This window comes from Microcoleus sp. Pol8_D6 (assembly GCF_036700965.1).
Classification (GTDB): Bacteria; Cyanobacteriota; Cyanobacteriia; order Cyanobacteriales; family Microcoleaceae; genus Microcoleus.
Window position 1 is genome coordinate 1 of record NZ_JAUBPW010000124.1, and the last position, 8,848, is coordinate 8,848.

The 8,848-nt window shown below is 44.5% G+C and carries 8 protein-coding genes; 3 read left to right on the forward strand and 5 right to left on the reverse strand.

What is annotated here, in order from left to right; translation table 11 throughout:
- Positions 1–329: 329 nt before the first annotated feature.
- The 3 genes from QUA10_RS28190 to QUA10_RS28200 all read right to left on the reverse strand — a co-directional run bounded on the left by QUA10_RS28190 (position 330) and on the right by QUA10_RS28200 (position 1,774).
- Positions 330–518 carry a DUF2949 domain-containing protein gene (locus tag QUA10_RS28190; RefSeq protein WP_333085816.1) on the reverse strand — a complete coding sequence of 63 codons (189 nt, stop codon included), beginning with the start codon at positions 516–518 and terminating at the stop codon, positions 330–332.
- Between the two features lie 234 nt (positions 519–752).
- Complete coding sequence (locus QUA10_RS28195; RefSeq protein WP_333085815.1) at positions 753–1,136, reverse strand: hypothetical protein; 384 nt, start codon at positions 1,134–1,136, stop codon at positions 753–755.
- A 443-nt stretch (positions 1,137–1,579) separates the two neighbouring features.
- Positions 1,580–1,774, reverse strand: coding sequence for a hypothetical protein (locus QUA10_RS28200; protein ID WP_333073124.1), 195 nt, complete (start codon positions 1,772–1,774; stop codon positions 1,580–1,582).
- Between the two features lie 51 nt (positions 1,775–1,825).
- Between QUA10_RS28200 and QUA10_RS28205 the strand changes: the two genes are divergently transcribed.
- Positions 1,826–4,735 carry a PAS domain S-box protein gene (locus QUA10_RS28205; RefSeq protein ID WP_333085814.1) on the forward strand — a complete coding sequence of 970 codons (2,910 nt, stop codon included), beginning with the start codon at positions 1,826–1,828 and terminating at the stop codon, positions 4,733–4,735.
- Between the two features lie 123 nt (positions 4,736–4,858).
- On the opposite strand, the gene QUA10_RS28210 is transcribed toward QUA10_RS28205, so the two are convergent.
- Positions 4,859–5,449 carry a rhomboid family intramembrane serine protease gene (locus QUA10_RS28210; protein ID WP_333085813.1) on the reverse strand — a complete coding sequence of 197 codons (591 nt, stop codon included), beginning with the start codon at positions 5,447–5,449 and terminating at the stop codon, positions 4,859–4,861.
- 470 nt (positions 5,450–5,919) lie between these two features.
- On the opposite strand from QUA10_RS28210, the gene QUA10_RS28215 reads away from it, so the two are divergent.
- Positions 5,920–6,297, forward strand: coding sequence for a Mo-dependent nitrogenase C-terminal domain-containing protein (locus QUA10_RS28215; protein ID WP_333085812.1), 378 nt, complete (start codon positions 5,920–5,922; stop codon positions 6,295–6,297).
- A gap of 670 nt (positions 6,298–6,967) precedes the next feature.
- Positions 6,968–7,852, forward strand: coding sequence for an SGNH/GDSL hydrolase family protein (locus QUA10_RS28220; protein ID WP_333085811.1), 885 nt, complete (start codon positions 6,968–6,970; stop codon positions 7,850–7,852).
- A gap of 157 nt (positions 7,853–8,009) precedes the next feature.
- Here the strand turns inward: QUA10_RS28220 and QUA10_RS28225 are convergent, their stop codons facing one another.
- A complete protein-coding gene (locus QUA10_RS28225; protein WP_333085810.1) occupies positions 8,010–8,468 on the reverse strand; it encodes a hypothetical protein in 459 nt (152 codons plus the stop codon).
- Between the last annotated feature and the right edge of the window lie 380 nt (positions 8,469–8,848).

Below are 8,848 nucleotides of genomic sequence, written 5' to 3' on the forward strand. Positions count from 1 at the left end.
TCGGCTCCGAGTTAACAATTTTTCTTAATTTTACATCATCTTGCATTTGTCTCACATTTATTTGAAATGACTATATAGCTTCTATTTGATGCCGAGTGCGATCGCCTCTTCGACAGATTGAAAGCAGTTTATTTTAGGCGGCAACAAAAATGAGGACACAGCACTGCTGTGTCCCTACTGTATATTTGTATTTTTCTAATTGGGACAAATTGACACTCCCTCAACCTAAACACTCAACCCTATACTTTTCGACGACCGTTTGTGCAAGCTTTATGTGTCAAAAAATTGCAATCCGATATCCATATTTTTTAACTCAGGATTTTAAATTTCTAAGCCGGCTGAGCTTGCAACCAATCAAAAATTAGGTTTAACTGTTCCAGTGTAACTAACCCGTACTGCCACAGAACCATCGGCAGTTCGCTGGCATCTTGTTCACCGTGTCGGAGAGCAACGGCGATCGCAGAATTCGATATTGCCAACTCTCCCCGCAAATAATCGATCAGTTGAGCCTTTCTCATCACCTTCACCGCCAGTTTTATGCGCTATTGTAAAGATATGTATCTAATGGGTCTGTATCGGAAGTTTAATTGGTCTAATTCTAGGTTCACAATAGAGAACCTTGTGTGATCGAAACCGCACAAAACTTGTGATAAAACTCTGATAAAAAAGCGATCGCAGTCACAATAACTCCGAGAATCAAAAATTCGGTTCCGCGATCGCTCGCTTCCTTTAAATGAATTCATTTAAAATTGCTAAAGTCCTAGTTGAAGCTGAACTCCCGCTTCTGTACCGCTGTCGGTTTGTTTTGGAGGTAAAGGATTTCCTTGACGCTGGGCGTCAGAAGGAGTAGTAATAAATTCCAATGGGCCCTCGATTTTGAGGCGAAATCTGTCGCCCAAGCTTCTTTCCCTTCTAGCAGAATTAGCCGCCGTTTCTGGTTCACCAATCAAGTTTTGGTAGTCCGAGTCTAAGGTTCTGTCCTCCACAGTCCTCAACGAGTCCCCAGATAAAGTCGTTTCCGAATATTGGGGCGCTGGTTGCAGTCTTTGTTGGGCGAGAACCGCCGGGGTCAAACCGATAAAAATTGAGCTCAGTCCGAGAGCAGTGCCAAGAGTAGCAATAACTGCGTTCATCATCCATGCCTCCGCTAGTTGCATCCTACTATGCGCTTATTGTACCGAGTCGGCATTAAGTTGCACTCTATCCAAAGTAGCTGCTTGGGGAGATATAAATTGCAGTTGCTGTGAAAACTTATAATTTTCGATCGCGCTATCGGAAAAATAGAACTAACCCAGCAACCCGGTTGAAACCCCAGAATACGTCATTTCAGGAATGAGTCAACCAAAAACTCGATTTGTTTGATTAGGGCACCTCAGAAGTGGAAAAAGAGTTAGTGGTGGATGGAAGGGTGGCTATTCACCAATTGGTTTTTTCACGACAATAGTTAGTTACAGCCCGCCAAAATGCTAAAAAAACCCGGTTTCAGAAATCGGTTAAAAAAAAGAATGCAACAGCAGGCAACTTCTAAACCCTTACAGAATCAGTTTTTCCCAATTATTCAATTCTTTAATCTCAAAATCTATAATAGTATGAGCGTGTAGACTGCATGGAGGATTGATACTGCATTCATCTCGATCGCCAATGTTCCCAAAGGTCGCGATCGCGCTAAGATGGCGGTGGCAGTCGTTAAAAATTCAGTTGCCAGCGGCAGATTCCGAGTTATTAACAGCACTGTGCCTACTAAAACCATCTCAACTTCAAAACCTGCGCTCATCAAGTTGTACTTGACCGGAATGTTGTGGGTTCATAATAGTTCTGCTTTACCATGCCAATCAAATATCTGACCGACCCGATTTTAAAAATGTCGGGCAAAGTGCCAATTCGCATCGTCCTTGTTGTGCCTTTTGCCCTCCAGACTTTCGCTGCGGTAGGGTTGACGGGGTGGCTGTCGCTGCGGAACGGGCGCATAGCCGTCAACCATGTTGCCGCACAACTGCGGACAGAAGTCACATCGCGTATCCAGCAACATATTAATAGTTATATTGAAACGCCACACCAAATCAATCAGCTAAATCTCGATGCCATCCGTCTCGGCATTGTGAACGAGCGGGATAGTGATAGTTTGCAACGCTACTTTTACAAACAAATAAAAATTTTTGAGAAAATTAGCTACATTCAATTCGCATCCGAAGCAAAAGATTTTATTGGAGTTGAACGCCTCGACGACGGCAAGTTGCAAGTTCAGATTTCTAATCAATCTACTGGCTATAATTTGCATAGCTACGGGCTGTCCCAGTTCGAGAAACAAACCAAGCTATTAAAAACAACTCTCAACTACGACCCCCGCGTCCGACCTTGGTACATAGCTCCGGTGCGGGCAGGCAAACCGACTTGGAGTAAAATCTATAATTATTTTGACGCTCCCAAACTAGCGATTACGGCTGCTCAACCAGTTTATGGCGAGGATGGTAAACTGATTGGCATCCTGGGTTCTGACTTGGCACTTTCCAAGCTCAATCAATTCTTGGAAACTCTAAAAATTGGTAAATCAGGACAGACTTTTATTGTAGAAAGGTCTGGGCAATTGGTGGCAAATTCTACTCAGGAACCGCCATTTATTGTTAGCAATGGTGTTGCGAAACGGATTGTGGCAACGAGCAGCAAGAATGTTCTAATTCGATCGACCGCCCGCTATTTGACAGAACGCTTCGGGGATTTGCACAAAATTGACAGATCTCGCCAGTTAGATTTTACGATCGACGGTCAACGGCAATTTCTACAGGTGACGCCGCTTTTAGACAGCAGGGGCCTCGACTGGTTGATTGTGGTGACGGTTCCTGAAGCCGATTTTATGGAAAGGATTAATGCCAACACTCGGTATACTGTGGTGATGTGTCTGGGTGCTTTGGTGCTGGCAACGGCGATTGGCGCTCTGACTTCTAGGTGGATTGTTGTACCGATTCGGCGTCTGAGCAAGGCTGCGGAGGCTTTGTCGCGGGGAGAATGGGACGGGATGGCGGTAGATCCCCGCTTGATGGCGTCTGTAGATCGGGAGGATGAGGTGGGTGTCTTGGCTCGCTCTTTTAATAGAATGGCCGGTCAATTGGAAGAGTCGTTTACTACTCTCGAAGAGCGGGTAGAATCTGCGATCGCCGACAAAAATGAATTAATTCTTTCTCTGAAAAAATCGCAGCAAAAACTGGCTCTCCATCTTCACCAAACTCCTTTGGGAGCGATTGAATGGGATCTCAACTTTGAAGTAGCGGAATGGAATTTGTCAGCCGAAAGAATTTTTGGATACAGCCGCTTGGAAGCAATGGGACGCCACGGAGTCGATCTAATAGTTCCTGAAAGTGCTAAGGAGTATGTTAGGCGACTATCTATAACTTTGCTCACTAATCAAGGAGGAATTAGTAGCATTAACGAGAACATCCGAAAGGATGGCAAAATTATTCTTTGCGAGTGGTACAATACGACTTTGGTTGATGCTGACGGCACGATTATCGGGGTGGCATCGCTGATTCAGGATGTGACTGAATTTCACAGTGCTGTGGAGAAGTTGCGGGCCAGCGAGGAGCGGTTTCGTCAGTTGGCAGAAAATATTCATGAGGTATTTTGGATTAGAGAACCCAATCAAAAGCAGCTACTTTATGTAAGTCCTGCTTGCGAAAAAATATGGAATTTGAGCTGTCAGAGTTTGCAGTCAGAACCGGAGGCTTTTTGGGATGCTATTCACCCGGAGGATCTCGATCGCGTCAAGGCTGCTTTTGAGAAACAGGTGCGGGGCGATTATGATGAAGAGTATCGGGTAGTGCGATCCCCTACGGGGGCTACGCCAACGGAAGGTTCAGTTTGCTGGGTGCGCGATCGGGCTTTTCCAGTCCGCAGCCAAACCGGAGAAATTTACCGCATCGTCGGTATTGCCGAAGATATTACCCAGCGCAAATTAGCAGAAGAATTCCAAAAAGTCGCTCAAACCGCTCAAGCTGCAAACCAAGCCAAAAGCGCCTTTTTAGCTAATATGAGCCATGAATTGCGAACTCCTCTCAACGCGATTATTGGTTACAGCGATATTCTGAAAGAAGACGCCGAGGATTTAGGCTGCGAAGATTTTATCCCCGACTTGCAAAAAATTCAAACAGCGGGCAAACACTTGCTATCTTTAATTAGCGACATTCTAGATATTTCTAAGATTGAAGCGGGTCGGATGGAACTTTACTTAGAAACTTTCAATCCGGTTAATTTAATTGACGAGGTAGTTTCTACTGTCAAACCCTTGGTAGATAAAAATTCTAATAAGTTTGAAGTTGATTGTGGTAGCGACTTGGGAATGATGTATGCTGACATTACCAAAACTCGTCAAATATTGCTCAACCTGCTGAGCAATGCAGCCAAATTTACGGAAGGTGGCACTATTACCCTCTGCATTGAAAGAGTTAAACATGACAGCTTAACAACTCAAGAAATAGCAGAACCTTCCGACTCAATAATTTTTCGCGTAGCTGATACGGGTATTGGGATTCCCCCCGAACAATTGCAGCATTTATTTCAAGCTTTTATGCAGGGCGACGCCTCAACTACGCGCAAGTATGGTGGCACCGGTTTGGGATTGACTATTAGCCGTCACTTTTGCGTGATGATGGGTGGCGATATGCACGTTGAAAGCGAGTTAGGTTGCGGTTCGGTTTTTACTGTGTACTTGCCTGCCCGCGTTGAATTATTGGTCAGCAGTTAGTCTTGCTAGCCGGGACGCACTTTTTACACAATAAAGCAGGTTTATGGACAAAAAACCTACGCTTTCAAATAAGTTCGGGGCAATAAACTAAGGTGATGATAGGATACACCACAAGTCCTAATCCTAGCTAATTTCCCGTTTCCGCCGCCCCAAAAGTTGAGCTGTTAATACCCCCCCGACAAAGCCAAAGAAATGCGCTTGCCAGGAAACTCCCGGCTGCGAGGGCAAAACTCCCCAAATTAAACTGCCGTAGAAGAAACCGACAATTAAAGATAACAAAATAGAGGTAAAGCTGCGTTCAAAATAGCCCCGCAGCAGCAAAAAGCCGAAGTAACCAAAGATTAATCCGCTAGCACCAATGTGAACGGAATAGGGCGCGCCAGTCAGCCAAACTCCGAATCCGCTGACTAGCACAGTGACGGCACTCACGATAAAAAAGTCGCTAATTTCTCGCAGCATGATCAACCAACCCAATGTCACTAAAGGGAGGGTATTGGCGGCTAAGTGAGCAAAACTGCCGTGTAGAAAAGGCATCAACAGGATGCCTTGAAGTCCGTCGAGGCTGCGGGGGCGGACTCCGTAGGCATTCAGCCTGCCTCGGAATACGAATACATCGACAATTTCGATAATCCAGAGGAGGGAGACGAAGCCACCGAGAATGGCGGCGTGGCTTTGCAATTCGCGGGTGATAGCTTTGGTTTCTGGGTTACTCATGGGTTGTGAGGGCGGTGATACCGATTATTTCTCATTGTAGAAGTTTCTGAGCGATCGCGAGCAAAGATTGTTGGGGCGAGGTTTCAGGGTTTTTTGCAGCAGAGCTTATTTAGAAATATGATAAGTTTTATTAAAAGTTCCGCATTTTCACGTATAGGATAATTCGCCTGGATGCCTCACAATAGTAATTGAACTACAAAAGGAGAGTCAACCGAAGGTTGAAGCTAAAACGTAGAAGACAGAATTTTTACCCTATCAATCAATTGTTGGGCTTGAAATGAGGACAGTTTTTAGAGCGCACACCGTCTTTTAAAAAAATCAGGAACTACTTTTCTCGCCCTAAGTCATTAATTTTAGAAGTTCAATCCGGTAAAGCAAAACGAGATGCTGTAGATACTGATTGTAGATAATATCGCACAAGCTCTACAGAGAGTTCTTGGCACCTCGTTATAAAAGAGGAACAGAGCAAAATGAACGTATTTGAGCATACAATCTCCTACCGAACTCTGCCAAATTGGGTAGGGTTTGGCAAACAAGAAACCGCCGTTAATGTCGCTACAAATTCTCAACCTTACGGTCAAAAGCCACACTTTGACCCCTTGCATCCGCTAAAAGAATGGCTTGATAACACTGCAATTAAAAGTCAAAAGTTGGCTCGGTTGCTGTGTAAGTTTATTCCCAGCCAGTGTCCGTTTGAGCGAGAAGTCAAAATTGGCGATCGCACTTTATTATCCATTCCGCCGCTGTGCAAGTTAAATCCGCTTTACGAGCAAATCGTTGGCCTGCGCTTTCGTGCTTTGTGTTATTTGGCTGACGAGTGCGGCGAAGATGTAACTCCTTATTGTTAATTCTGCAAAAACTTAAAATTTTCACTGTCTTTTCACCCTCCCTTCTCCTTGTTGGGGAGGGTTTTTGTTTTGTGTCGGCTTTCAAGGAAAAAAAGTGCGGTCAATTTCTCGATCGCCCAGTAAATCAGTTTTGAATCAATTCTTTTTTTTCGTGATTGATAGTTATCTCAAGGGTGGTTGTTTGGGAGGCTTTTGTAGGGAGGAGCCCGGTTAGATAAAACAACTATCAAGAGAGGATAATAGGTAGGGTGCCAACAGAAGTGTGAACTGCATTCGTAGGAGGAGTGGCTATGACCCCTGAACAAAAGGAGCGTTTTAAAGCTTGTGCTAGCTTAAAACCGGGATGCTGCTGGTTCGCCTCTTGCCTAACTTTATTGGGTAATCTCCCAAAAGATGTACGGTTTTATCGCCTCTAGAGCGCTATCAGCTAGATACCATGAGAAAAGTGTCAAGGACATCATCAATCTATGTCGGTTGAGCAGTGGAGTGAGGCAACCCACAATTAAAGTTCAGTTTTACTCCCTACATTTTTCCCAAAATTGATAGATTAGTAATTGGGGCAAATATTTAAGCTATTGCAAGAATATAAGTAACACTAAATGTCAAAATCAAAACCTCGGTAATAATCGACACAAATTATCAAATATTTTACGAATCTAACTAATATCAAGTGTTAAAAAGAAAGTTTTTTGCAGTAATTATTGCGCTTTTATCTTTTATGGCTGCACTCATGCTATCAGCTCAAAGTTCTCAGGCTGTCAATGAACTATATGTATTTGGGGACAGTCTTTCGGATATGGGAATGGTGTTTCGAGCAAGCGGGGGTCAATATCCGCCTCGTTCCACTTACTTTCAAGGGCGTTACTCAAATGGTAAGGTTTGGGTAGAATATCTTGCCGATCGCCTGAAGTTGCAGCCTGAACGAGTCACTAATTTGGCTTATGGAGGTGCAACAACTGGGAGCGATCGCAATAGCCTTGTCCCTGGTGTGTTAACTCAAGTTCAGTCATGGACTAACTCCCAAAAACAGGCAAATCCTCATGCGCTGTATGTACTGTGGGCGGGTGCGAATGACTATTTGCAGGGGGGAAATAATGCGAATATTCCCGTTGAAAATGTGGCGAGGGCGATCACATCTCTTGCTGGTGTGGGTGCCAAAAATATCCTGCTGGCAAATTTACCAGATTTGGGGCAGTTACCGGCGACGCGAACAGGCACTAATTCTGCAAGACTCACTGCATTAACACAAGCACACAATCAGGGTTTGAGGCGAACGGTTAAGGTATTAAGTCAACAGCATTCTGACTTAAAGATTGCGACTCTGGATGCTAATGCGCTTTATCGGGAAGCCATTGCTTCTCCGGCTAAATATGGCTTGACTAATGTGACGAGTGCGTGTTTATCGGGTGGAGGTGTTTGTGGTAGTCCCGATCGATTTTTGTTTTGGGACGGCATTCATCCGACGACGGCCGCACACAAAATTTTGGGGGAAGCAGCCTCCGCGATTGTGCAGGAAAGCGGGATGATTAAATCTGAATTGGGGATGCTTCGGTAAACTATTTTTAGGCCCGACGGCGATCGCCACAAGAGCGGGATGCTCCCAGGTTAAATTAAACAAACTTTCGTCTGCCTCAGCAGAAAAGCCAGATATTTTGTTAGATACCCGGCTTTTTCAAGAAGTCGGGGCTTGAAAGAGCGATCGCATTTAAATACTAAAGGGAGCGAGTCACTCGTTGCTCGAGAATGTGTTTGCCTTTGTTATAAATACTAAGGCTGGCTCCTGTAACAATGTAATCGTAGGTGCCATTTTTTGCCACGTAACCAGTTCCCTCTTCAGTACGAGCACGCAGGGTGATCGTGCTGCCGTTACTCTTTTTAACGCCATAGTAATATAGTTGATTGGCGTGGTTGTAGCACAGATAAATCCGAAAGTTGCTGGTCTCGAAATAGTTTTCCACTTTCTGTCTTTTGCGAGCACAAAAATCCCTCACCAGTTTTTGGGGGGTGGATACATTAGCTATTTGTATGGTTTCAATCGGAGACTGAGTGCGAGACGCTGTTGGTGCAGTGCTTGTGTTCGATTGTCCTAGAGCAAAGGTTGCCACTGGATTGCTGGCAAATAGCATTAAACCGAGTAAGCTGGTTTGTGTGAGTCTTGCTGTGAAGTTCATAAGTCATTCCTTTAAAATATGTTGATGCGTCTAATCTAGGTAAGTTGGATTGATTAGGGCGATCGAACAGTACAGTTTTCACAATTGGCCTCAAGGAGGAAATCCTTCCATGGAATTTCCGTTTCCGCTGAGATCGGGCACTATTCTCAATAAGTTTTTAGGGGCAGGCTAGAAGCCCGCACAAGAGGATTGCATGTATAGTAGAAAGCTCGTTACTGAGAATGATATTTTTCTGTGAGTTTCCCTGCAACTGACTAGCCGACGGACAATTAAAAAACTGGCACTTTTGATTGCTGAGAAGACTTACAGCGTTTCCCGCTGTTATGAGGTACAGTAGCAGCAATTAGCAAACCAATTTCTTAAATGTTTAGGGTTGATTA